The organism is Paludibacterium denitrificans, from assembly GCF_009707705.1.
Lineage (GTDB): Bacteria > Pseudomonadota > Gammaproteobacteria > Burkholderiales > Chromobacteriaceae > Paludibacterium_A > Paludibacterium_A denitrificans.
Genome location: NZ_WLYX01000001.1, coordinates 1,831,236 through 1,851,851, shown reverse-complemented (window position 1 = coordinate 1,851,851; position 20,616 = coordinate 1,831,236). Strand labels below are relative to the sequence as shown.

The 20,616-nt window shown below is 63.4% G+C and carries 25 protein-coding genes and 6 pseudogenes; 15 read left to right on the top strand and 16 right to left on the bottom strand.

Translation table 11 applies throughout. The features are described 5' to 3' along the window. Window positions 1-151 precede the first annotated feature (151 nt). Window positions 152-577 carry a hypothetical protein gene (locus tag GKE73_RS12165; protein WP_230370222.1) on the top strand — a complete coding sequence of 142 codons (426 nt, stop codon included), beginning with the start codon at window positions 152-154 and terminating at the stop codon, window positions 575-577. A 212-nt stretch (window positions 578-789) separates the two neighbouring features. On the opposite strand, the gene GKE73_RS12160 is transcribed toward GKE73_RS12165, so the two are convergent. From GKE73_RS12160 to GKE73_RS27015, 8 genes and pseudogenes are all read right to left on the bottom strand, one after another. Further along, window positions 790-1,272: a hypothetical protein gene (locus tag GKE73_RS12160; protein ID WP_230370221.1), complete on the bottom strand. Its 483-nt coding sequence runs from the start codon at window positions 1,270-1,272 to the stop codon at window positions 790-792. A 5-nt stretch (window positions 1,273-1,277) separates the two neighbouring features. Then, window positions 1,278-2,264 carry a UvrD-helicase domain-containing protein gene (locus tag GKE73_RS12155; RefSeq protein ID WP_230371475.1) on the bottom strand — a complete coding sequence of 329 codons (987 nt, stop codon included), beginning with the start codon at window positions 2,262-2,264 and terminating at the stop codon, window positions 1,278-1,280. 46 nt (window positions 2,265-2,310) lie between these two features. Continuing rightward, window positions 2,311-2,880: a hypothetical protein gene (locus GKE73_RS12150; RefSeq protein ID WP_230370220.1), complete on the bottom strand. Its 570-nt coding sequence runs from the start codon at window positions 2,878-2,880 to the stop codon at window positions 2,311-2,313. Between the two features lie 11 nt (window positions 2,881-2,891). Beyond that, complete coding sequence (locus GKE73_RS12145) at window positions 2,892-3,161, bottom strand: UvrD-helicase domain-containing protein (RefSeq protein WP_230370219.1); 270 nt, start codon at window positions 3,159-3,161, stop codon at window positions 2,892-2,894. A gap of 10 nt (window positions 3,162-3,171) precedes the next feature. Continuing rightward, complete coding sequence (locus GKE73_RS12140; protein WP_230370218.1) at window positions 3,172-4,647, bottom strand: exodeoxyribonuclease V subunit gamma; 1,476 nt, start codon at window positions 4,645-4,647, stop codon at window positions 3,172-3,174. Further along, the gene (locus GKE73_RS12135) at window positions 4,622-4,783 is read right to left on the bottom strand and encodes a hypothetical protein (RefSeq protein WP_230370217.1); all 162 of its coding nucleotides are present in this window, start codon (window positions 4,781-4,783) and stop codon (window positions 4,622-4,624) included. The genes GKE73_RS12140 and GKE73_RS12135 overlap by 26 nt, the downstream gene beginning before the upstream one ends. Beyond that, window positions 4,771-5,358, bottom strand: coding sequence for a hypothetical protein (locus GKE73_RS27020; RefSeq protein WP_512698925.1), 588 nt, complete (start codon window positions 5,356-5,358; stop codon window positions 4,771-4,773). The genes GKE73_RS12135 and GKE73_RS27020 overlap by 13 nt, the downstream gene beginning before the upstream one ends. 138 nt (window positions 5,359-5,496) lie before the next feature. Beyond that, window positions 5,497-6,291: pseudogene (locus GKE73_RS27015) on the bottom strand (exodeoxyribonuclease V subunit gamma); the annotation flags it as partial. A 161-nt stretch (window positions 6,292-6,452) separates the two neighbouring features. On the opposite strand from GKE73_RS27015, the gene GKE73_RS12125 reads away from it, so the two are divergent. The 4 genes and pseudogenes from GKE73_RS12125 to ubiT all read left to right on the top strand — a co-directional run bounded on the left by GKE73_RS12125 (window position 6,453) and on the right by ubiT (window position 9,360). Beyond that, on the top strand, window positions 6,453-6,833 hold the full coding sequence (locus GKE73_RS12125) for a SirB2 family protein (protein ID WP_230370216.1): 381 nt from the start codon (window positions 6,453-6,455) through the stop codon (window positions 6,831-6,833). Between the two features lie 117 nt (window positions 6,834-6,950). Continuing rightward, a pseudogene (gene ubiU / locus GKE73_RS12120) lies at window positions 6,951-7,966 on the top strand (ubiquinone anaerobic biosynthesis protein UbiU). A 32-nt stretch (window positions 7,967-7,998) separates the two neighbouring features. Further along, window positions 7,999-8,898: pseudogene (locus GKE73_RS12115) on the top strand (U32 family peptidase). A 25-nt stretch (window positions 8,899-8,923) separates the two neighbouring features. Continuing rightward, window positions 8,924-9,360: pseudogene (ubiT, locus tag GKE73_RS24815) on the top strand (ubiquinone anaerobic biosynthesis accessory factor UbiT). A gap of 61 nt (window positions 9,361-9,421) precedes the next feature. Here the strand turns inward: ubiT and GKE73_RS12100 are convergent. The 6 genes from GKE73_RS12100 to GKE73_RS12085 form a co-directional block, all read right to left on the bottom strand. Continuing rightward, window positions 9,422-9,727: a hypothetical protein gene (locus GKE73_RS12100; protein ID WP_230370214.1), complete on the bottom strand. Its 306-nt coding sequence runs from the start codon at window positions 9,725-9,727 to the stop codon at window positions 9,422-9,424. Between the two features lie 202 nt (window positions 9,728-9,929). Beyond that, window positions 9,930-10,484: an NAD(P)/FAD-dependent oxidoreductase gene (locus tag GKE73_RS25860; RefSeq protein WP_376767352.1), complete on the bottom strand. Its 555-nt coding sequence runs from the start codon at window positions 10,482-10,484 to the stop codon at window positions 9,930-9,932. Window positions 10,485-10,507: 23 nt separating this feature from the next. Then, window positions 10,508-11,218 carry an NAD(P)/FAD-dependent oxidoreductase gene (locus GKE73_RS25855; protein ID WP_376767351.1) on the bottom strand — a complete coding sequence of 237 codons (711 nt, stop codon included), beginning with the start codon at window positions 11,216-11,218 and terminating at the stop codon, window positions 10,508-10,510. Between the two features lie 157 nt (window positions 11,219-11,375). After that, complete coding sequence (locus GKE73_RS12090) at window positions 11,376-11,795, bottom strand: LysR substrate-binding domain-containing protein (RefSeq protein ID WP_280954911.1); 420 nt, start codon at window positions 11,793-11,795, stop codon at window positions 11,376-11,378. Continuing rightward, window positions 11,696-12,016: a LysR substrate-binding domain-containing protein gene (locus GKE73_RS23475; protein WP_280954910.1), complete on the bottom strand. Its 321-nt coding sequence runs from the start codon at window positions 12,014-12,016 to the stop codon at window positions 11,696-11,698. Before GKE73_RS23475 ends, GKE73_RS12090 begins: the two co-directional genes overlap by 100 nt. 140 nt (window positions 12,017-12,156) lie before the next feature. Further along, window positions 12,157-12,324 (bottom strand): LysR family transcriptional regulator, encoded by a 168-nt coding sequence (locus GKE73_RS12085; protein ID WP_230370213.1) that lies wholly within the window; start codon window positions 12,322-12,324, stop codon window positions 12,157-12,159. A gap of 307 nt (window positions 12,325-12,631) precedes the next feature. Between GKE73_RS12085 and GKE73_RS12080 the strand changes: the two are divergent. From GKE73_RS12080 to GKE73_RS12050, 8 genes and pseudogenes are all read left to right on the top strand, one after another. Next, window positions 12,632-13,807 (top strand): annotated as a pseudogene (locus GKE73_RS12080) (NAD(P)H-dependent flavin oxidoreductase). Window positions 13,808-14,019: 212 nt separating this feature from the next. Continuing rightward, window positions 14,020-14,724, top strand: coding sequence for an aldehyde dehydrogenase family protein (locus tag GKE73_RS25850; protein WP_376767350.1), 705 nt, complete (start codon window positions 14,020-14,022; stop codon window positions 14,722-14,724). After that, a complete protein-coding gene (locus tag GKE73_RS25845) occupies window positions 14,721-15,143 on the top strand; it encodes an aldehyde dehydrogenase family protein (RefSeq protein WP_376767349.1) in 423 nt (140 codons plus the stop codon). Before GKE73_RS25850 ends, GKE73_RS25845 begins: the two co-directional genes overlap by 4 nt. A 5-nt stretch (window positions 15,144-15,148) precedes the next feature. Further along, window positions 15,149-15,283 (top strand): aldehyde dehydrogenase family protein, encoded by a 135-nt coding sequence (locus GKE73_RS12070; protein WP_230370212.1) that lies wholly within the window; start codon window positions 15,149-15,151, stop codon window positions 15,281-15,283. Continuing rightward, window positions 15,271-15,555, top strand: coding sequence for a DUF485 domain-containing protein (locus tag GKE73_RS12065; protein WP_230370211.1), 285 nt, complete (start codon window positions 15,271-15,273; stop codon window positions 15,553-15,555). Before GKE73_RS12070 ends, GKE73_RS12065 begins: the two co-directional genes overlap by 13 nt. Next, window positions 15,548-15,736, top strand: a complete 189-nt coding sequence (locus GKE73_RS12060) for a hypothetical protein (protein WP_230370210.1) — start codon at window positions 15,548-15,550, stop codon at window positions 15,734-15,736. The genes GKE73_RS12065 and GKE73_RS12060 overlap by 8 nt, the downstream gene beginning before the upstream one ends. A gap of 2 nt (window positions 15,737-15,738) precedes the next feature. Continuing rightward, window positions 15,739-17,670, top strand: coding sequence for a sodium:solute symporter family transporter (locus GKE73_RS12055; RefSeq protein ID WP_230370209.1), 1,932 nt, complete (start codon window positions 15,739-15,741; stop codon window positions 17,668-17,670). A 150-nt stretch (window positions 17,671-17,820) separates the two neighbouring features. Next, window positions 17,821-18,144, top strand: a pseudogene (locus GKE73_RS12050) (FAD-binding oxidoreductase); the annotation flags it as partial. Window positions 18,145-18,207: 63 nt separating this feature from the next. Here GKE73_RS12050 and GKE73_RS12045 read toward each other — a convergent pair. Further along, window positions 18,208-18,471 carry a hypothetical protein gene (locus GKE73_RS12045; protein ID WP_230370208.1) on the bottom strand — a complete coding sequence of 88 codons (264 nt, stop codon included), beginning with the start codon at window positions 18,469-18,471 and terminating at the stop codon, window positions 18,208-18,210. Between the two features lie 65 nt (window positions 18,472-18,536). Between GKE73_RS12045 and GKE73_RS12040 the strand changes: the two genes are divergently transcribed. Then, window positions 18,537-18,905: an FAD-binding oxidoreductase gene (locus tag GKE73_RS12040; protein WP_280954909.1), complete on the top strand. Its 369-nt coding sequence runs from the start codon at window positions 18,537-18,539 to the stop codon at window positions 18,903-18,905. A gap of 5 nt (window positions 18,906-18,910) precedes the next feature. Then, complete coding sequence (locus GKE73_RS23470; protein WP_312854567.1) at window positions 18,911-19,051, top strand: FAD-binding oxidoreductase; 141 nt, start codon at window positions 18,911-18,913, stop codon at window positions 19,049-19,051. A gap of 4 nt (window positions 19,052-19,055) precedes the next feature. Here GKE73_RS23470 and GKE73_RS12035 read toward each other — a convergent pair whose 3' ends face one another. Further along, entirely contained in the window at window positions 19,056-20,294 is a 1,239-nt protein-coding gene (locus tag GKE73_RS12035) for a phosphoribosyltransferase family protein (RefSeq protein WP_230370207.1), read from the bottom strand. Window positions 20,295-20,616: the final 322 nt, after the last annotated feature.

Genomic DNA, 20,616 nt, shown 5'->3' with positions numbered 1-20,616 from the left:
AATCAGCGCTTTCAGTTCCAGCCGCTGCACCGGTAAGGTGAACTCCAGCTCCACCAGCCGTTTGCCCGGGGCCACATCGGCCAGCCGCACGCCAGCATCCAGCTCGGCGTGCAACGTGGAGGTAACCAGATCGACCGCCGCTTAACTGCCAGTGTTCCGCAAAACCGTGGCTGGCCAGCATGTCGCTTACCACCTGGGCGATGGTGTGTTCATTGGCGGCAAAATCCAGCCGCTCGAACATGGCGTGCAGACAGGTACCGGCGCGGCTGCCACGCGGGAAAGCATAACGATCCGGCACGCCAGACTCGGCCATGGTAGCGGTTTCTTCCGGCCCCAGCCGGTCGTGATCCGGCCGCTCGGCCTGTGCCGCGCCATGCAGGCGGCTGGTGAGCGCACTGAAACTGCTCACCCGCCACGGCGTATACAACGGCCGTTCGAAGCGCTGCGCCGCATAAGTCCGGGTGTGCGCCAGCGAGGGCAGCGGATTGAGGCTGGCATCCGCCGCCAGCAAACCGGCAGCGCCGTGCTGTTTGTGCACAAACTGCTGCACCCCGCGCCCGATATCGGCGGCACTTAGCTCCAGTTCTTCCAGTTGCGGCAAGGTGCTCGCCTGCTCGCCATGCAGCAGCCACGACAAGGCTGCCGTCTGCATGTCCTTGACCCAGCCCCACGCCACATATTGGCGGTATTGCGCCCGCGTCAGCGCCACGTACAGCAGGCGCAGTTTTTCGGCCAACGTTTCGGTCCGCGCCTGTTCGCGCACGCTGGCATCGGCCAGTACTTCCGGCGTCAGCCGGATTGGTCTTGCTCGTCGTGGTAGCGCCAGAAGGCGGTGTCACGCCGCTCCAGCGCGCCATCCCACAGAAACGGGCAGAACACCACCGGGTATTGCAGGCCCTTGGAGGTGTGCAGGGTAACGATCTTCACCAGCTGCGCATCGCTTTCCAGCCGCAGTACCGCGTCCTCACCGCTGGGCGGCCGGGCGACCTTGCTTTCCAACCAGCTCAACAGCGGTGCCATGCCTTGCCGCTGTTCGCTTTCTTGCTGAATCAACTCGGCCAGATGCGACAGGTTGGTCAGCCGCCGCTCGCCATCCGGTAGCGGCAACAGCCGTTCGGCCAACTGTGCGCGGGCAAAGAAATGACGCCACGCCGCCATGAAGCCGTGTTCCAGCCAGCGCTGGTGATCGGCGGCATTGGTCAGCAGGCGGTGTTCCCGGGCGCTTTCATCTTCCACCTGTGCGCACAGTTCGGCGGCGTTCAGCCCCATCAACTCGGTTACCAGCGCGCGCCGCAGCCATCGCTGCTCGGCTCCGCCCAGGCTCGCAGCACGGCCAGCAACTCGCCCGCTTCGCGGCTGGCAAACACGCTTTCCTGCGTCAACGCCACGCTTGGCACCGCACGCGCCGCCAGTGCCTGACGGATGCGGTCGCCCTGCCGGTGCGTAGACACCAGCACGGCGATGTCGCCGCCGTTCAGCGCGCGGCGCTGCCCGTGCTGGACGATGGAGGCTCGCTGCTGTTGCGCCAGCTGCAGTAGGCGGGCGATTTCGTTGGCGGTGCTCTCGGCGGCCAGATCACCGGCCAACTGTTTGCTCGCCGGTTTGTCACTGTCAAACGTCAGGGCCTGAAAACTGAACGGCGCCACGTCATCGTCGATCTCCAGCTGCGCACCGGAAGACGGGCTGGCCTGCACCGGCTGGTAGTCGATATCTTTCAGCACAAACGGCAGCGGGCGGGCAAACAGCGCATTGACGCTGGCCACCAGCGGCGCATCGGAGCGGCGGTTGGTATCCAGCGTGTAATGGTGCCGGGCATCGTCGCGCGCTTGTAGATAGGCAAAGATATCGGCACCGCGGAAGCTGTAAATCGCCTGCTTGGGATCGCCCACCAGAAACACCGGTATGGCCTCAGCCGCCGGTCGCTGAATGAAGCAGCGCCGGAAAATGCCGTACTGGGTGGGGTCGGTATCCTGAAACTCGTCGATCAGCGCCACGCGGAAGGTGCGCGCCACGTGATTGACCAGCAGCTGGCCGGTGTCCGGGTGCTCCAGCGCGGCGGCCAGATCGGTCAGCAGATCGTCGAAACTGCGCGTGCGCTCGCTCACCCGGCGCCGCGCCAGCTCGGCGTTGACCCAGTCGATCAATTCCAGCTTGAGCCGCGCCACCGCGTGCGCCACGGCACTGAGGTACGCATCCCACGCCGTCAGCCACTGTTCCACCCGCTCGAACAACGGATGCTCGGGCGCCGTCGTACCTTTTTTCATGCCGCGCGCCAGAGTGCCCGGCCGCCACTTGTCCAGCAGCTTGCGCTCATGACTGGACAGCACCGGCACGGTGTCCGGCGCCGCCAGCAAGGTTTGCAAACTGTCGATCAGCCGGGCCAGCGTGGCCGGACCATAGATATTGGCCTTGAAGCCTTGGGTCGTGAGCAACAACTCCGCGGCGGTCGTCAACTGTGCCGGGTTTTCGGCCAACCTTTGCCAGGGCGGCCGTGACCTGCGCCCGGGCCTGCTCCAGTACACCGGGCGCCGGGCTGGAAAACCGCAGATAGGATTTGGCCAGATGCGGCCGGATGTCCGCCAGCCAGCCATCCGGCGTGTCGCCCGACTCGGCCAGCACGCGCGCCAGCAGCGGGTCGGTTACCACACGCCGCCGCCAGAAATCGTCTACCGCTTCGCTCAGGCGGCGCTCGTCGTCGGTCACCAGTTCGGCGGCAAAGGTCTGGCCGCTTTCAAAGGCAGCATCGGTCAGCACACGCTGGCAAAAGCCGTGGATGGTGTAGATGGCGGCGGCGTCAAAACCGGTGATGGCGGCGGTCAGGCGCTGACGCGCCAGCTCGCGCGGCTGGCCAGCCGGGAAACGCTGTGCCAGCGCCTGCAAGAAGGCGTCGCTTAAGCGAGTTCACCATCCAGCACACGGGCAAATTCGGCCAACCGCTGACGCAGCCGGTCGCGCAGTTCGGCCGTGGCGGCCTTGGTGTAGGTCACCACCAGAATCTGGTCTACCGTCGGCGGCTCGCCGCTGGCGGCTTCCAGCAACAGCCGCAGGTAGAGCGCGGCAATGGTCCAGGTTTTACCGGTGCCAGCCGAGGCTTCGATCAGGTTGACGCCGGACAGCGGGCACTGCAAGGCGTCCAGAGGTTGGGCGGCAGGCATACTCATGCGCTGGCTCCTAAACGCTGGGCCAACGGCAGCAGCAGGGTTTCGGCCAACAGGGCAAACAACGGGTCGTCCAGCGGCGCCTGATGGCGAAACGCCAGCGCAATCGCTCGTCTTTTTGTGCCATGCTGCCGTCCGGCAGAAAGGCCGGATCCCACTTGGACTGCGCCTGTTGCAACGCCTGCTGTGGCAGATCCGGCGCGGCGGCCAGCGCTTCGGCATAGGCCCAGCTGGTGCGGCCAAAAAACGGCAACGGCTGGTCTTGGCCCTGTTGCCAGCGCACCAGCCATGGCGTCAGCAGCTCGGCCGCCGCAGGTTCGTCAGTCAACGTCAGATTGCCGCCTTCGTGGCACAGCACGCTGCTGCAATCGACCCCGGCGGGGCGGGTGGCGCACAGGATCAGATGGGTCAGCCACAGTTCGATACGCTCGCTGGCGTTCATCATGCGCGGCACCACGCTCAACCAGCCTTGTGGCCGCAACCCGGTCAGCTCGCCGGTTAGCGTCAGCCCGGCCAGCGTCAGCGTCACCGGTTGCGGCGGCAGGGTGTCGTCGCGCAACGCCGCCGAAGCAGACGCGCGGCAAATCGGGCGCTGACCGCCATCTCGTCGTCGAGCCAGGCCGAGCGCGGTAAGCGGCAGCAGCCCGGCGCCCACCAGCCGTTGTTGCACCGGTGCCAGCGGCTGGCGATGCAACATGGCCTCCAGCAACTGCCGCCGCACGTCCTGCCGCGCCTCGCGCTCCAGCGCAAACGGCTCGCGCACCGGCAGCTCGTCGTCGCTGCCGATCAGGCGGATGGCCAGCCGTTCGGCCAACCACGCGCGCACCGGGTTTTTCCAGAAGCGGATGAAATCATGCAAATTGACCACGCCGCTGGCGGCCCGCGTCGGCAGTGGCACGGCAAACGGCGCCGGGCTGGCGGGCGGCTGTGCCAGCGCGGCGGCAAAGGTCGGCTCGAAGCTGGCCAGTTGCGGCGCGCGGCCGTCGTAACACGCGGGGGCAAACGGTTGCAGCGGATGGCGCACCACCAGCCGGGCGCTGACATCGCCGCCGCTCATGGCGGCAAAGGTATCGAGCAATTCGGAGAGCAATGGCGACGGTGGCAACGGTTCGTTGCTGCGCGCCGACTGGCCGACGTACGACAGGTACAACGTCTGGCGGGCCGACAGGATGGCCTCCAGAAACAGGTAGCGGTCGTCGAAGCGGCGCGAGCGGTCGCCCCGCCGCGGGTGACGCGCCACCAGATCAAAGCTGACCGGGCGCTCGTCACGCGGATAGGCGCCGTCGTTCATGCCGATCAGGCACAGCAGGCGGAACGGGATCGAGCGCATCGGCACCATGGCGCAGAAGGTAACGCCACCGGACAAAAAGCCGCTGGGCGAGGCCAGCGTCAGGCGGCGGCTGAGCCAGTCGCGCACCACGGGCAGCGCCACCGGCTGCTCAAACGCCGCCAGTTGTGCATCGCTAAGCCAGTTCGGCCAACGCTTCACGCAATACCGCCAGCGCCGCCTCGTGCTCGTCCCCGGCGACATACAGCGTTTCGATGGCACCCAACAGGCGCTGCGCCCACAGTGTTAGGCGTGGCGGGCACGGCCCAATCGTGCGCCAGTTGCTCAAGCGCGCCATACAAGCTGGCAAAGCGTGCCAGTGTTTCGGCCAACCCGCCCTGCGCACCAGCCGCCGGTAACAAGTTTAAGCAAACAGCGGACTGCCCTGCCCGGCCAGCGCCGCCGAAGCAGCACGCTGCCCAGCAGCAGCCGATCCAGGCCCCAGCGCCAGGTAAACAGCGGATCGGTAGGCAAGCCAAGCGCGGCCTTGTGTGCCGCGTCGCGTCCCCAGCGGATACCGGTGTCGCGCACCCACTGCTGGATAAACGGCACGTCGTCAGCGCCAAGGCCAAAGCGTTCGAGCAGCGCCGGGGTATCCAGCAACGCCAGCACGGCATCGGCGGCAAAGCGCGAATCGACCAGATCCAGCACGTTGGCAACGCTGGCCAACAATGGTTCTTCGCGCTCCACGCGCCGGTCGGCAATGCTGTACGGAATATTGGGCACCTGTTCGCGCTTACCAAACACGGCGTCGATATACGGCGCGTAGGCGTTGATGTCCGGCGTCAGCACGGCGATGTCGGCCGGGGTGAGAGTCGGGTCGGCGGCAAAGCGCGCCAGCAGGCGGTCTTTCAGCACTTCCAGCTCGCGCATCGGGCCATGGCTGGCGTGGATTTCCACCGAATCATCATCCGGCGCCAACGCTTGCGGCGCGGCCTGCGGGTCGTTCAGTTGCAGGATGTCGCGCTGCAAACGCGCCAGCAGGCTGTTGCCGACCGGTTCGGCAAAGCCGGTGCGGGCGTCCAGTTCGCTATCGGCCGCGATCAGTTCGAAAAAGTCGCGCCCCTGTTTGCCCAGCGAAGCGAGCAGCGGATGGCCTTCGCTGGCAAACAAATCGCCCTGCTCGCGCAGGCGCAGCTTGCGTCGGCTATCGACAATGTCGCCCCAGTAGGCTTCGCACGGGTTGAGGGTGAACAGGCAAACGTCGGTGAGTTCGGCCAACCTTTTGACCATGGCCAGATACATCGGCGCCAGGCTGGCAATGCCAAACAGGGTGATGCGTTCCGGCAGGTGTTGCGGGGTCAGTTGGCTGAAGAATTCGTCCAGCATGCGCACGCGGTGGCGGCTGGCATCCTGCGCGGCCAGTTGCCGCCACAGCGCCGCCTGCCGGCTTCGTCATCGCCCAGATCGAGCAGGCTGCCCTTCCCAGGCGCGAATCCAGTCCGGGCGGAACACCAGATACTGGTCAAAAATATCGGCGATCTTGACTTACCAGTTCGAAACAGGCGGTTTCACCACCTTCCAGATAGCGGCGCAGCGGGGTAAACGGTTCGCCCTCAAGCTGCGGCAGCAGCGCCATCAGGCGCCGGTGAGCACTTCCGGCGAGAAGCCGGATTTACGCGGTAAATCCGGCATCACTTTTTGCATCAGCCGCCGGCAAAAGCCGTTAAGCAGGACAAAATCCATGTTCGCGGCAATACCGGCCTGTTCGGCCAACTGCAGGGTAATCCAGCGCCCCATGCCACGGCTTTGCACGATGATGGTTTCCGGCGCAAACGGGTCGGACAACGGCAACGTGCGGACCATGCCGGTGAGCAGTTGACCCAGTTGCTCCAGCCGGTTGGACTGATAAAGAAACAGCATGTCGGGAACAAGGAAGCAAGACAGGACGTCAGTGTATCATCGGCTACCCATTGTCATGGCAAACAATAACCGTCACCACCCCTTACACACTCAAGGTCACCCCCATGCTCAGTTATCCCATGCTCAAACACGCCCACATGGGCTTTGCCTACCTGTCCATCCTGCTGTTTACCCTGCGTGGCCTGCTGCTATGGCTACGGCCAGAAAAACTGGCGTGGCGACCGCTGCGCATTCTGCCGCATGTGATCGATACCTTGCTGCTCAGTTGCGCGCTCGGCCTGCTGTGGCTCGGCCACTGGGCCGTGCTGCAAACGCCGTGGATTCTGGCCAAGATTGGCGCCTTGCTGCTGTATATCGGGCTGGGCACCGTGGCGCTCAAACGCGGCAAGACGCGCACCGTGCAGCTGGTCGCCTGTGCGGCCGCGCTACTGGTGGTGAGCTACATCGTGCTGGTGGCCAAAACCAAGCTGGTCTGGCCGCTCTGACTGACGGCGGGCGGGCCAGCCACACCGGCGAGGTTGGCCGAAACTTGATACAAAACAATGGCTCGGGAAGATGAAGCTGCTACTGTCGGCGCATTTTCCCTACTAGGCCTTATTGCCATGCTAGCCTCCCGAACCGTGCCGGAACTGGTGTGCCCGGCAGGTAGCCTGCCTGCACTCAAGGCTGCGGTGGATAACGGTGCCGACACCGTCTACCTCGGCCTGAAAAACGACACCAACGCCCGCAACTTTGCCGGGCTCAATTTCGACGACACCACCGCCCGCACCGGCATCCGCTACGCCCACGAGCGCGGACGCAAGGTGCTGATGGCCATCAATACCTATGCTCAGGGCGGCGATATCAGCCGCTGGCAACGCGCGGTGGACGAAGCGGCCGATCTGGGCGTGGATGCCGTCATTCTGGCCGACCTTGGCCTGATGGCTTACGCCAGGGGCGCCGCCATCCGCAACTGCGCCTGCACATGTCGGTGCAAAGCTCCGCCACCAATTACGAAGCCGTGAATCTGGCACACCAGCTGTTCGGCATCCAGCGCGTGGTGCTGCCGCGCGTGCTGACGCTGGCGCAAGTGAAAAACGTCATCGAACACACGCCAGTGGAAATCGAAGTCTTCGGCTTTGGCAGCCTGTGCGTGATGGTGGAAGGCCGCTGCCTGCTGTCCAGCTACGCCACCGGCGAATCCCCCAATACCCACGGCGTCTGCTCACCCGCCAAACACGTGCGCTGGGAACAGGGCGCCAGCTCGCTCAACGCCCGCCTCAACGGCATCCTGATCGACCAGTACCACGGTGACGAAGCCGCTATCCCACCTTGTGCAAAGGCCGCTTCGAAGTTGAAGGCGACACCTATTACGCACTGGAAGAGCCCACCAGCCTGAACGTGCTGACCATGCTGCCGCAACTGATCGAAATCGGCGTGTCCGCCATCAAGGTAGAAGGCCGCCAGCGCAGCCCGGCCTATGTGGCGCAAGTCACCCGCACCCTGCGCGCCGCCACTGGACAGCGCCGCGCGCGATGCCCAGCACTTCAACGTACAACCGCTCTGGCAACAGGCGCTGGGCAAGCTGGCAGAAGGCCAGCAGCAAACGCTGGGCGCCTACAACCGGCCGTGGAAATAACCCGCGCCACCTTTCTGCCGGAAGAAATCATCATGACTGCACATGCTATTAACCTCGCGCTCGGCCCGGTCCTGTTTTTCTGGCCGAAGGAGGAAATGTTCCGTTTTTATCGTGAAGTGGCCGACTGGCCGGTGGACACGGTGTATCTGGGTGAAGTGGTGTGCTCGCGCCGCCAGCAATTGCGCACCGCCGACTGGCTGGCCATCGCTCAGGAGCTGGCCGATCAGGGCAAGAGAGTCGTGCTCGCCAGCCGGCACTGATCGAGAGCGAATCCGATCTCAAACGCCTGCGCAAGCTGATCGAGCAAGGCACGCTGCACCTCGAAGCCAACGATCTGGGCGCTGTGCGGCTGGCCCATGAGCAGCACCTGCCGTTTGTCGCCGAAGCAGCACACTCAATATCTACAACGCCGAAACGCTGGCGCTGATGCACTCGCTCGGCGCCTATCGCTGGCTACCGCCAGTGGAAATGCCGCGCACGCTGTTGGCCGAAGTGCTGGGTGCCAGCCGGGCACAAGGGCTGGCCATCGAAACCGAGGTGTTTGCACGGGGCAAGCTACCCTTGGCGTTCTCCGCGCGCTGCTTTACCGCCCGCCACTACAACCTTAACAAGGACGACTGCCAGTTCCGCTGCCCTGGACCATCCGGACGGCATGACGCTGGCCACGCGCGAAGCGCAAGCCTTCCCTCACCATCAACGGCATCCAGACCTTGTCCGATGGTTGCAGCACCTTGCTGGCACATCTGGACGACATGGCCGACATGGGCATCACCGCCGTGCGCATCAGCCCGCAATGGCAGGATACCGCCGCCGTGGTGCAGGCTTTCCATCAGGTACTGCAAGGCATCCAACAACCGGAAGATGTCCTGCCGCAACTGGCCAGCGTGGCGCCCGGCAAGCTGATTGACGGCTACTGGCACGGCACCGCTTAAGCATCCGTGCCATGGGAGAAGCATGATGAACCGTTCTGACTTTACCTTGCCACCGCTGCTGGCCACGCTGGTACGCCGCCTGCCCAGCACGCCACCGTCCTGGGCGCTGGTCACCGCCCTCAACCAACTGGTACAGCGTGGCATCCTGCTTAAGCCGACATGAGCCTGCTGGACGGCAAGCGTTTCGCCGTCGAGGTGCGTGACGCCGACTTGCAATTGCAATTTGCCGCCAACGCCCAGCGCTTTACTCTGGATGGCGGTCACGGCGCGCCAGACCTGCGGCTTTCGGCCAACCTAGTGGACTTTGCCCGCATGATGCGGCGCGAAGAAGACCCGGACACGCTGTTCTTCAACCGCAAACTGGTGATTGAAGGCGATACCGAACTGGGCCTGATCGTCAAAAACCTGCTCGACAGCGTGGACTGGAGTCACACGCCGCTGGCACGTTTCATGGCGGCCTGAGCTCTGCCATCACCACCAGCGGGCCGTCATCGACGGCCCGTTGTCGTTGTGGCGCCAGCACTCAGCCACGCCAGCGCGCGTTATGCCGCGCCCGATAGAGGTCGTGCTGAAAATGCCGCCGGTCATGGCGCAACTGGGCCCGTTCCCATGGGCTGAGATGGCCATCGGCGCGGAATACCCGCGCTTCATGATGCAGCTGCCGGTGCTCCTGACGCAGGCGCTGCGCCTCCGGCCGCGTCAGCTGCCCTTGCCGGACACCCTGTGCAATACGCGTTTGCGGAGTTGCCACCGGTTGCCACGGCGCGGCCTGCGCCAGCATCGACAGCCCCAAAGCCAGCACGCCCAGCCACTTTACCTGTGTTGCCATGTTCATTCTCCACGTGATCAGCAGCCCTGTTGCTGCGGTGAAGTCAGTATCGCCAGCAGGCGTAAAGCAACTGTGTGGCCACCATGGGCAATCATGAACAAATGTAAGCCAGCCCCTCTGCGGCAATACAACGAAAAAAATGGCGCGACCACGGTCGCGCCAGAATGAGCACAGAGGACACAAAACCTTTTACTTGACCGCGCTAGACCCCCAGCCGGTCGCGCACGCCATACCACCACGCGCCCAACGTCAGCATCGGCACGCGGAATAACCGTCCGCCCGGGAACGGATAGTGCGGCAGGCTGGCAAAGGCGTCGAAACGCTGGCTCTGGCCACTGATCGCCTCGGCCAACAAGCGCCCGGCCAGATGGGTATAGGTCACGCCATGGCCGCTACACCCTTGCGAATAGTAGATGTTGGACCCCAGCCGTCCGGCCTGCGGCAGACGCGTCAACGTCAGCGAGAAATTGCCGGTCCGGGCGAAATCAATCTTGACGTCCGCCAGCTGCGGAAAGGTTTTCAGCATCTTCGGGCGGATCAGTTGCTTGATGTCATGCGGATCACGCGCGCCGTACACCGTGCCGCCGCCATACAGCAAGCGGTTGTCTGCCGTCAGCCGGTAGTAATCCAGCAGGAAGTTGCAATCTTCAATGCAGTAACCACCCGGCAGCAGCGCCTGCGCCACCTCCGCCGGTAGCGGTTCGGTGGTAATCACCTGCGTGCCGCACGGCAGGCTTTTTTCGGCCAACTCCGGCACCAGATTGCCCAGATAGGCATTGCTTAAGCCAGCACCACAAAGCGCGCCGTCACCTGCCCTTCGGCGGTATACACCACCGCAGGCTCCCGCCTGTCGATACGCAGCACCGCCGACTGCTCGAAAATCTGCCCGCCCAGCGACTCGAACGCCGCCGCCTCGCCCAAGGCCAGATTGAGCGGATGCAAGTGTCCACCCCAGTGATCGAGCAACGCCCCCTGATACTGGTCGGAGCTGACAATCCGCGCCATACCGGCACGGTCTACCAGCTCCAGCCCGGTGTGACCATAACGCTCCCACAGCGCCTTTTTCGTCTCCAGCTCCTGCATCTGCTTGGCGGTGAACGCGGCAAAGACATTGCCATCTTTCAGATCACACTGAATCCCGTACTTGGCCACACGCTCACGGATGATGCGCGCACCTTCAAAAGCCATGTCGCCCAAGGCCCGCGCCGCCGCCTCGCCATGTCTTCTTTTGATCACATCCATGTCACGGCTGTAACTATTGACGATCTGTCCGCCGTTACGCCCGGAGGCCCCCCAGCCCACCTTGGCCGCCTCCAGCACGATAACGCGCATGCCTTGCTCGGCCAGATGCAAGGCGGTGGAAAGCCCGGTAAAACCAGCACCAACCACACAGACATCCGCCTGATGGCTACCCTGCAGGGCTGGTCGCGGTGCAGCAGGGTTGGCCGAAGCGGCATAGTAAGACCGGGTATGTGTCATCTCTTGTGTCATGCGGAATGCTCCTCTCTCGCCCACAAACAGCTCAAGCAAATTTGATCATATATGACAATACACGGCAACATAGCGCCCGGCAACGCTCTAATGGCATGACACAAAAAAAGCCCGACCATGTCGGGCTTTTTCACCACAGCGGGCAGAAAATGATTGGCTAGATGCCACTGTCCACCGATGCCGCCTTGCGTTTGGCCGACAAATCCAGCCCCGGCAGATCGGCAATGATGTCCGGGTGGTCAGCCAGTTTCTCTACCACGAAATCGACAAACACCCGGGTACGCGGCGCGATGTGATCACGATGCGGGAAGCAGATATAGATGGAACGCTCCAGCGAAACGAAATCGGTCAGCACCGCTTCCAGTTCGCCACTGCGGATATAAGACACTACTTCATGCCCCGGCAACTGCGCCACGCCCATACCCAGACGCGCCAGCTCGCACACCGCTTCCTGCTCATTCAGGGTATAGGTACCGTTCACATCCAGCGGAATGCGCTCGCCATGGTCGTCAAATTCCCATTTGCACAACCGTCCGGAAGTGGGGAACTGAAAATTGATACAGTCGTGGTTGGACAACTCTTCCGGATTGCTCGGCTTAAGCCGTGCTTGTCCCAGTATTCCGGCGATGCCACCACGTAGAGCGGAATCTGCGCCAGATTGCGCGCCACCATGCGGCTATCCGGCATCATGCCGGTACGCACGCCGACGTCGTAGCCGTCTTCGATCAGGTCGCTGAAGTGGTCATCCAGCCCGAAGAACACTCGCACCTTGGGGTAACGATCACAGAACTCGCCCATGATCGGCAGGATGAAACGCTAAACCGAACGAGTTGGGCATACTCACGCGCAGATGGAAGTGGCTCGTCACGACTAGCCTTGAGCTGGTTGATGGCAGAGTCCGGTTGTTCACCGGGCCACGGCATTGCGCATAAAAGCGCTTAGCCATCTTCGGTAAGAGTCAGCTGGCGAGTGGTGCGATTGAACAACCGAACCTCCAGCTCTTGCTCCAGCCGGGCAATACTCTGGCTGATGGCAGCCGGAGATACCCCCAGCTTGCGGGCTGCATCGGAGAAACTGCCATTCTCCGCCGTCGTCATGAAGACCATGAGCGCTTTTAAAGTATCCATAGGATAAACGTCCCAGTGTCGGCCCGTGGATGCAGTCCGAACGCTTGCGTCGCCGTCCCCGACGCCGGATCGCACCGTATACCGACAGGTTTATTAAGTAGATATTCTTTAAACAGGTTACATCAATCTATTCAATAGTAGAAGATGATTAATGCAAGATATTGCAGCGCACACGACAACCGGATCGACGCCCGCCGGGCGTCCTGATCGGATTGACTCACATCAATACGCCAAAGCGCCCCGCAAGCTAGCATGAGCGTTCCCGTTTGACTGCTGGCCCTCCTTGATGACACACCCGTTTTCCCCTCTTATTCTCCGCGGCCGCCAACTGTTACCTATCGTGCAAGGTGGCATGGGCGTGGGCATTTCGGCGCAAAGCCTCGCCGGTAGCGTGGCGCGCGAAGGCGCGGTTGGCACCATTGCCAGCGTCGATTTGCGCCACCTGCACGCCGACCTGATGGAACAGTCGGCCAAAGCCGTCCACGATCAGGCGGCACTGGAGCGGCTCAACCTGATTGCCCTCGACCGCGAAGTCAAAGGTGCGCTGGCGCGCGCCGACGGCCACGGGCTGGTGGCCGTCAATGTGATGAAGGCGGTCGACAGCCACGCCGCCATGGTGCGTCAGGCATGCGAATCGGGCGCTCAGGCCGTGGTCATGGGGGCCGGGCTGCCGCTGGATTTGCCGGACATGACCCGCGATTACCCGGATGTGGCGCTGATTCCCATTCTGTCCGAAGCACGCGGCATCAATATCGTGCTCAAACGCTGGATGAAAAAAGGCCGCTTGCCTGATGCCATCGTGATCGAGCACCCCAAACATGCCGGTGGCCATCTGGGCGCGGCGCATATGCAGGACATCGACAGCGACCGCTTCAGCTTCCAGCGCGTGCTGGAAGAAACCTTCGAGCTATTCAAGACGCTGCAACTGGAAAGCGAAAAGCTGCCGCTGATCGTGGCCGGTGGCGTCAACAGCTTCGACAAGGTGAAAACCTATTTGCAGGGTTTTGGCGCCTCCGCCGTGCAGATTGGCACCGCCTTTGCCGTCACCCGCGAAGGCGATGCCCACCCCAACTTCAAACGCACGTTGGCCGAAGCGCGGCCGGAAGATATTGTCGAATTCATGAGCGTGGCCGGACTGTAGGCGCGCGGCGTGCTCACGCCGTTCCTCAAAAGCTACCTGCGGCGCGAAGCCACCTTGCAGGCCAATGCCAAGGCCGACCCACGGCGCTGCACGCAAGGGCTCAACTGCCTGTCGGTGTGCGGGCTGCGTGACGGGCTGGCCAAGGTCGGCCAGTTCTGCATCGACCTCAAGCTGTCCGCCGCCTTCCGTGGCGAAGTGAGCAAGGGCCTGTTTTTCCGCGGCGCCGATCCGCTGCCGTTTGGCGAAGCCATGCGCTCGGTACAGGAAACCATCCGCTATTTCCTCAGCGGCGAAAAACCGGCCGATCTGCCGCAAGGCTGAAATCCCGCCAACAATTTGCCTCAAGCCCCGGATGTCTGTCCGGGGCTTTTTTGCTAGAGTAGCGACTTGATCCACCCGGCCTGACTGGCGATTGCTGTCAGGCCGCCTCACACTCATCTGGCCATGACTGCCTTTACCAGCTGTAACCCTGCCACCGGAGAGGTGGTTTTCACACGCCCGGCTCTGGTAAGCCGCCACGCTGGGCCACACCGTTGCCCGGCTGCAGACGGCGCAACGCGCACCGGGGCCGCCTGCCGGTTGCCGAGCGCGCCACACATTTGCTGCATCTGGCCGAATGCTTGTCGGCCGCCCGCGAGGAGCTGGCCGATCTGGTCACGCTGGAAGTGGGCAAGCGCACCAGCGAGTGTCTGGCGGAAATCGATAAATCGGTGCAGTTAATCCGCTACTACGCCGAACTGGCGCCGGGCCTGCTGGCCGCACAGCCGATCGCCACACAGGCCAGCCGCAGCGGCGTGGCGTTCGAACCGCTAGGCACCGTGCTGGCGGTGATGCCGTGGAATTACCCGATCTGGCAGGTGCTGCGTTTTGCCATCCCGGCGCTGATGGCGGGCAATGCCTGTCTGGTCAAACCGGCGCCATCGGTCCCGCAAAGTACCCAGTGTTTGCTGGACATCGTGCAGGCGGCCAGACTGCCGGTGCTGGACGTGGTCTGGATCGAGCATGATCAGGTCGAGGACGCCATCCGCCTGAGCGACGCGGTGGCCTTTACCGGCTCCACGCAAACCGGCCGCGTCATTGCCAGCCTCGTAACCAAGCATCTGAAGAAAACCGTGCTGGAACTGGGCGGCAGCAACCCGTTCATCGTGCTGGCCGATGCCGATGTCGGCACCGCCGCGCAGGAGGCCGCCCATTCGCGCTTCCGCGATGCCAAAGCTGTAACGCCGCCAAACGCATGATTGTGGTACCGGACGTGGCAGACGCGTTCGTCGACGCCTTTCTGGCCGAAGCGCGTGCTCTGCCCCGGCGACCCGCGCCATCCGGCCACCACGCTGGCGCCGCTCACCCGTGCCGACTTGCGCGAAGCCCTGCATGCACAGGTGCTGGATGCCACCCACCATGGCGCCACGCTGCGCCGGGCGGGCAAATGCCGTCGTCGCCGGGCTTCTTTTATCCGGCAACAGTGCTCGATCACGTCAATGCCGACTGCCGCGTTTACCACGAGGAAGTGTTTGGCCCGGTTGCCAGCATTCTGCGCGCACGCGACGAAGCCGACGCCATCCGGCTGGCCAACGACACGCCGTTTGGTCTGGGCGCGGCCATCTACACAGCCGATGTGGAACGCGGCTGGGCACTGGCGCGCGACATCGAAGCTTAAGCAGCGTGTTCATCAACCGCCACACCAGCTCTGATCTGCGTCTGCCGTTTGGCGGCGTCAAGGCTTCCGGCTACGGCCGCGAGCTGTCCGAGTTTGGCCTGTACGAATTCGTCAACGTCAAAACCTATTGGCAGAAATAACCCGCTGCCCGCACGCAAGGTTGGCCGAAACCGCTGTTCGGCCAACCTGCCCCACCCTTATGACCCGACGCCTAACCGTTATCCTGTTACTGCCAGTCGTTTTCTATTACCTGCTCGTGGCGCTGGCGCCGCACTGGCTGCAAGGCGATGTAGCAGGCTGGCCGCGCTCCATCGTGCTGGGGCTGCTGCTGTTTGTGCACTGTGTGGCCGTTACCTTGCGCTACGTCAGCCGACCGCGCGCCAACCACGACAAGGAGCGCGCGCATGACTAGCGCTGTTGCCTTCTTTTTGCTGTTTGTCGCCTGCACGCTGGCCATCACCGGCTGGGCGGCACGGCGCACCGCTTCGGTCGATGCCTTTTACACGGCGGGTGGCCGCTTACCCGGCTGGCTCAACGGCATCGCGCTGGTTAACGATTACCTGTCTGCGGCGGCGTTTCTGGGCGCGGCTTAAGCATGTATCTGGGGCAGGGCTACGATTCGCTGGTCTACGCCGTCGGCACACTGGTAAGCTGGCCGCTGCTGTTGTTGCTGTTGGCCGAAAAACTGCGCGCGCTCGGCCATTACACCGTGGTCGACGTGCTCACCCGGCGCTTTGACGATCGGCGGGTGCGGCTGGTGGCGAGCACCGGTTCGCTGACCGTCACCCTGAGCTACCTGATCGTGCAGATGGTGGGCGAAGCTACCGCTGATCGAGCTGCTGTTTGGCCTGCCGTATCTGGCGTCGGTCACGCTGGTCGGGCTGTTGATGGTGCTGTATGTCAGCCTTGGCGGCATGCTGGCCACCACCGGGTGCAGATGCTCAAGGCGCTGTTGATGCTCGGCTGCAGCCTGCTGCTGGCGGGCGGGGTGCTGCGCACCTTCCATTACCAGCCCAGCGCGCTGTTCGAGGCGGTGCACGCCTTGCGCGGCGAGGCGGCTTTCTTGCCCAGCAAACAGTTGGCCAACCCGGTCGAGGTATTGTCGCTGGGCGTGGGCATCACGCTTGGCCTGCTCGGCCTGCCGCATGTGCTGATGCGGTTTTTCACCGTGGCGGATGATCGCGCCGCGCGCCAGTCGGTCGGCTGGGCCACGGCACTGGTGGCGCTGTGCTTTGCCCTCAATATCGTGATCGGCTATGGCGCACTGGCCATGCTGACGCCGCTCGCGGCACTGCATGACGCCAGCGGCAAACTGCTGGGCGGCAACAACATGGCCGCCATCCATCTGGCGGCGCAGTTGGGCGGCGACACGCTCAAGGGGCTGATTTCGGCAGTGGCGTTTGCCTCGATTCTGGCGGTGGTAGCCGGTCTGGTACTGGTAAGCGCCAGCGCCATCAGCCATGACCTGTACGCCCTCTGCTACCCCGGGCAAGCCGCCAGCCCGCAACGCCAGTTGACGCTGTCACGCCGCGCCGTGCTCGCACTGGGTGCCCTTGCCATTGCGCTATCGGTGCCGTTCCAGCATCAGAACATCGCGTTTTTGTTTGGTCTGGCCTTTGCCATTGCCGCCAGCTGTAATTTCCCGGTGCTGCTGTTGGCCCTGCACTGGCGTGGCCTGAGCGCCCGTGGCGTGCTGTGGGGCGGCCTGACCGGCATGGTGGCCGCGCTGCTGTTGATCATTACCGGGCCAGCCGTCTGGGTGGGTATACTGCAACAGCCACGGCCGCTGTTTCCCTATGCTAACCCGGCGCTGTTTTCCGTACCGCTGGCGTTTATCGCCGCCCTGGCTGGGCTCGCGTCGCTGCTGAGCCCCTGTGCAACCGTAAAATTCATCCACACCATGACGACACTCACTCTTTACGGCAACCGCCGTTCCGGCCACAGCTACAAGGTACGGCTGGCACTGATGCTGGCCGACCTGTCCCATGACTACCGTCACATCGATCTGAGCCTGCCACGCCACGAGCGCCCGGCGGATTTTCAGGCCATCAGCCGCTGGCAACAGGTGCCGGTATTGATGGTAGGCGATGTACCGCTGGTGCAATCCAACGCCATTCTGGAATGGTTGGCCGAAAACGAAGGCGTACTGGCCGGTGCGCCGGGCGAGCGCCAGACAATACGCGAATGGCTGTACTGGGAAGCCTCACGACTGGGAATTTACCTGCCGCAATTGCGCCGCCTGCGCCGTCCGGGCGCGGACGCTGGTGCCGAACTGCTCGGCTGGCTGGAACAGCAAGTACGCGCCGACCTCGCCACGCTGAACGGTCAACTCAGCCATCGTTCATGGCTGGTAAGCCAGAACGCCACCGTCGCGGATATCGCCGCCAGTGGCTATCTGTGGTGGCTGCATGATGCCGGACTGGATATCGCCGAGTGGCCGCACATCGGCGCCTGGCTGCAACGCCTGAGCGCCCTGCCCGGCTGGCAGCATCCGGACCAGCTGATGTCACCGGATATTCCGGAGTAAACCGTGGACGATTTCCTCTCCAGCCTGGCCCAGATCATCGGGCCCAGCTGCTGACGCAGCTAAGCCGACACCGCTCCTTTCACGCTGGATGTACGCCGCCGCTATCAGGGCCAGCCGCTGGCCGTCGCCCAGCCGGGTAGCACCGCCGAAGTGGCGGCACTGGTCAGACTGTGCCGTCAGCATGCGGTCGCCATCGTGCCACAAGGTGGCAACACCTCCACCTGTGGCGCGGCCACGCCCGACACCAGCGGCCGCCAGCTGGTGGTGGCCATGCGCCGGTTGCGCCAGGTGCGCGCGCTGGATGCCGCCAATCACACTCTCACGGTGGAAGCTGGCGCCACGTTGGCCGAAGTGCAACAAGCCGCAGCCAGCATCAACCGGCTGTTCCCGCTGTCGCTGGCCAGTGAAGGCAGCTGCCAAATCGGCGGCAACCTTTCCACCAATGCCGGTGGGCTGGCAGTGCTGCGCTACGGCACCATGCGCGAACTGACGCTGGGGCTGGAAGTGGTACTGCCGGACGGTAGCATCCTGCATGCGTTAAGCGGGTTGCGCAAAGACACCAGTGGGCTGGACGTCAAACAGCTGTTCATCGGCGCCGAAGGCCAACTGGGGCTGATCACCGCCGCCACGCTCAAGCTGTTTCCGCGGCCCACCGCCCACGCCACTGCGCTGGTGGGCGTACGCAACGCCAGCGAAGCCATCGACTGGCTCAATGCGCTGAAAGACCGCTTTGGCGACCGCCTGACCACCTTCGAAATCCTGTCGGACGTCTGCCAGCGTTTGCTGGAACAGTACCACCACGGGCAGCTGCCGTTTCAGGCACCGTGGGCCTTGCTGATTGAACTGTCCGATAGCGGCGAGCGCAGTTGGCCGAACAACTGGTGCAATGGTTGGCCGAACGCGACATGGTGGATGGCGTGGTGGCCAAGAACGAGGCCGAACGGCAACAGCTATGGCAGCTGCGCGAGGCGATGTCGGAAACACAAAAACGCGACGGCCCGAGCATCAAGCACGACATCGCGGTGCCCACCTCGGCCATTCCCGCCTTTGTGGAACACTGCGAAACCGCACTGCGCGCTGCTTTCCCAAGCGTGCGCATCATGGCTTTCGGCCACGCCGGTGATGGCAACCTGCACTACAACATCAGCTACACCCGCCCCGACAACGCCGATTTGTTCGCCGACGAAGCACGCGTCAACGCCATCGTCTACGACACGGTGTACCAGTTTGCTTAAGCACGCTGGCGGCCGAGCATGGCATCGGCCAACTCAAACCGCACTGGCTGCAGCATTACAAAGACCCGGTCGCCCTGACGCTGATGCGCCAGATCAAGGCCACGCTCGACCCGGCCGGTTTGATGAACCCCGGCAAGTGGCTGTAATAATTTACTCGCCCGCCGCCGGGCGCCCCGCCAGCGCCGCCAGCGCAGCACTGTCTTCCACTTGCGGAAAATCCAGATAAAACTGGCCCACGGCGTGGAAGTCCGCCGTGGCATGCAAGCACACCACCTCATCACACTGACGGCGTACCTGTGCCAGCGCCTCAAGCGAAGCCACCGGCACCGCGCAGATCAGCCATTGCGGCCGACTGGCCCGCACCGCGTGCAACGCCGCCAGCATGGTGGCACCGGTGGCCAAACCATCATCCAGCACAATCACGTTGCGCCCGGTTGGGCTGATCGGCTCCCGTACCAGACGATATTGCGCCCGGCGTTGCCGTATCACCTCAAGCTGGTGCTCCCTTTCCTGCTGCACATAACGCTCGCTTGCCCCGGCCAATACCGCATCGTCACTGAGTTGCGACCAGCCCGACTCGCTCACGGCGCCAATGGCAAACTCCGGGTTATGCGGTGCGCCGATCTTGCGTACCAGCACCACATCCAGCTCGGCCTCCAGCGCATCGGCCACAATGCGCCCCATCGGCACGCCGCCACGCGGAATGGCCAGCACCAGCGCATGCTTGCCACGCCATGCCGTCAACTCGGCCGCCAGCAGCTGCGCCGCCTGTTCCCGATTCTGAAAACGCATCATGGTTCCTCTTGCGGCCAAGACATGGCCGTTGATGCCGGGCAGCGGCTGACGCAGCACAATCTGCCGGGCCGGTTCGTACGGCGGCACATGGCATTCGACAATATCCGGCGGCGCCACTTGCAGATGCAGCCCCACCACATCGGCACGTAGCGGCAACCGCGTTACATGGCGATCGGCCAACATGGCGGTATAAATCGCCACCGGCTGTTTGCGCAGCAAATAGTCCAGCGCCCGCCACAACGAATGGCCGCTATACAGCACATCATCCACCACCAGGAGCGCATGGCCAGTCAGGTCCAGCTCGGTATGGGCGGTGTTTTCAGTCAGCCGGGTTTCCGGGTAGAGCAAGGTCAGGTCATCGGCGTAGCGTTTGATCGCCAGATCCAGCCGCAGCGGCTCGGACAACAGGCCATGCTGCTGCAAGGCAGCACACAGCCGGTCCGCCAGCGGCGCGCCCCGACGCAAAATGCCAATCACCGCGACATGGGCATGTCCCGCCAGTAACGGCACCAGCTGCTGCGCCATACGGGTGATGACGTGCTCCAGTTGGGCTGCGTCGTATAAACAGGTCAATCGGGTACAGACGGGTTCCATGGCAAGCCATCCTTCACCAAGAAAACCGCAGCACGTTTGCGATGCGGCTTATTTGGTATAGCAAGCTAACAAAAATAACAGCCGTTGCGCCAGACACACCGCAACGGCCATCGATCATTTTGTCATGGAGGCAGCGCGAGACAAGCGCCGGGGCAAGGCAGACAAGCCCGGACAGCGGGCAAAAAAAATCCCCTGATGGCTTCGCCACAGGGGCCAACACGAGGAAGAAACACCCCACCAGACCAGCTGGCGCGATGCTTCGAGGGGCTAACACCACAAAAACCTTACGGTTTTGGTGCGGCCCTCAATTTAGCGCAAAAGC

Coding starts and splice junctions, on each gene's coding strand:
- GKE73_RS12055 (WP_230370209.1), top strand. CDS start 15,739: ATGTATCTGGGGCAGGGCTACGATTCGCTGGTCTACGCCGTCGGCACA.
- GKE73_RS25855 (WP_376767351.1), bottom strand. CDS start 11,218: ATGACACAAGAGATGACACATACCCGGTCTTACTATGCCGCTTCGGCC.
- GKE73_RS12155 (WP_230371475.1), bottom strand. CDS start 2,264: ATGAAAAAAGGTACGACGGCGCCCGAGCATCCGTTGTTCGAGCGGGTG.
- GKE73_RS12085 (WP_230370213.1), bottom strand. CDS start 12,324: ATGGTCTTCATGACGACGGCGGAGAATGGCAGTTTCTCCGATGCAGCC.
- GKE73_RS12035 (WP_230370207.1), bottom strand. CDS start 20,294: ATGGAACCCGTCTGTACCCGATTGACCTGTTTATACGACGCAGCCCAA.
- GKE73_RS12145 (WP_230370219.1), bottom strand. CDS start 3,161: ATGAGTATGCCTGCCGCCCAACCTCTGGACGCCTTGCAGTGCCCGCTG.
- GKE73_RS12125 (WP_230370216.1), top strand. CDS start 6,453: ATGCTCAGTTATCCCATGCTCAAACACGCCCACATGGGCTTTGCCTAC.
- GKE73_RS27020 (WP_512698925.1), bottom strand. CDS start 5,358: ATGCGCGAGCTGGAAGTGCTGAAAGACCGCCTGCTGGCGCGCTTTGCC.
- GKE73_RS12100 (WP_230370214.1), bottom strand. CDS start 9,727: ATGGCAACACAGGTAAAGTGGCTGGGCGTGCTGGCTTTGGGGCTGTCG.
- GKE73_RS12135 (WP_230370217.1), bottom strand. CDS start 4,783: ATGGCGCGCTTGAGCAACTGGCGCACGATTGGGCCGTGCCCGCCACGC.
- GKE73_RS12060 (WP_230370210.1), top strand. CDS start 15,548: ATGACTAGCGCTGTTGCCTTCTTTTTGCTGTTTGTCGCCTGCACGCTG.
- GKE73_RS23475 (WP_280954910.1), bottom strand. CDS start 12,016: ATGGGCGAGTTCTGTGATCGTTACCCCAAGGTGCGAGTGTTCTTCGGG.
- GKE73_RS25845 (WP_376767349.1), top strand. CDS start 14,721: ATGATTGTGGTACCGGACGTGGCAGACGCGTTCGTCGACGCCTTTCTG.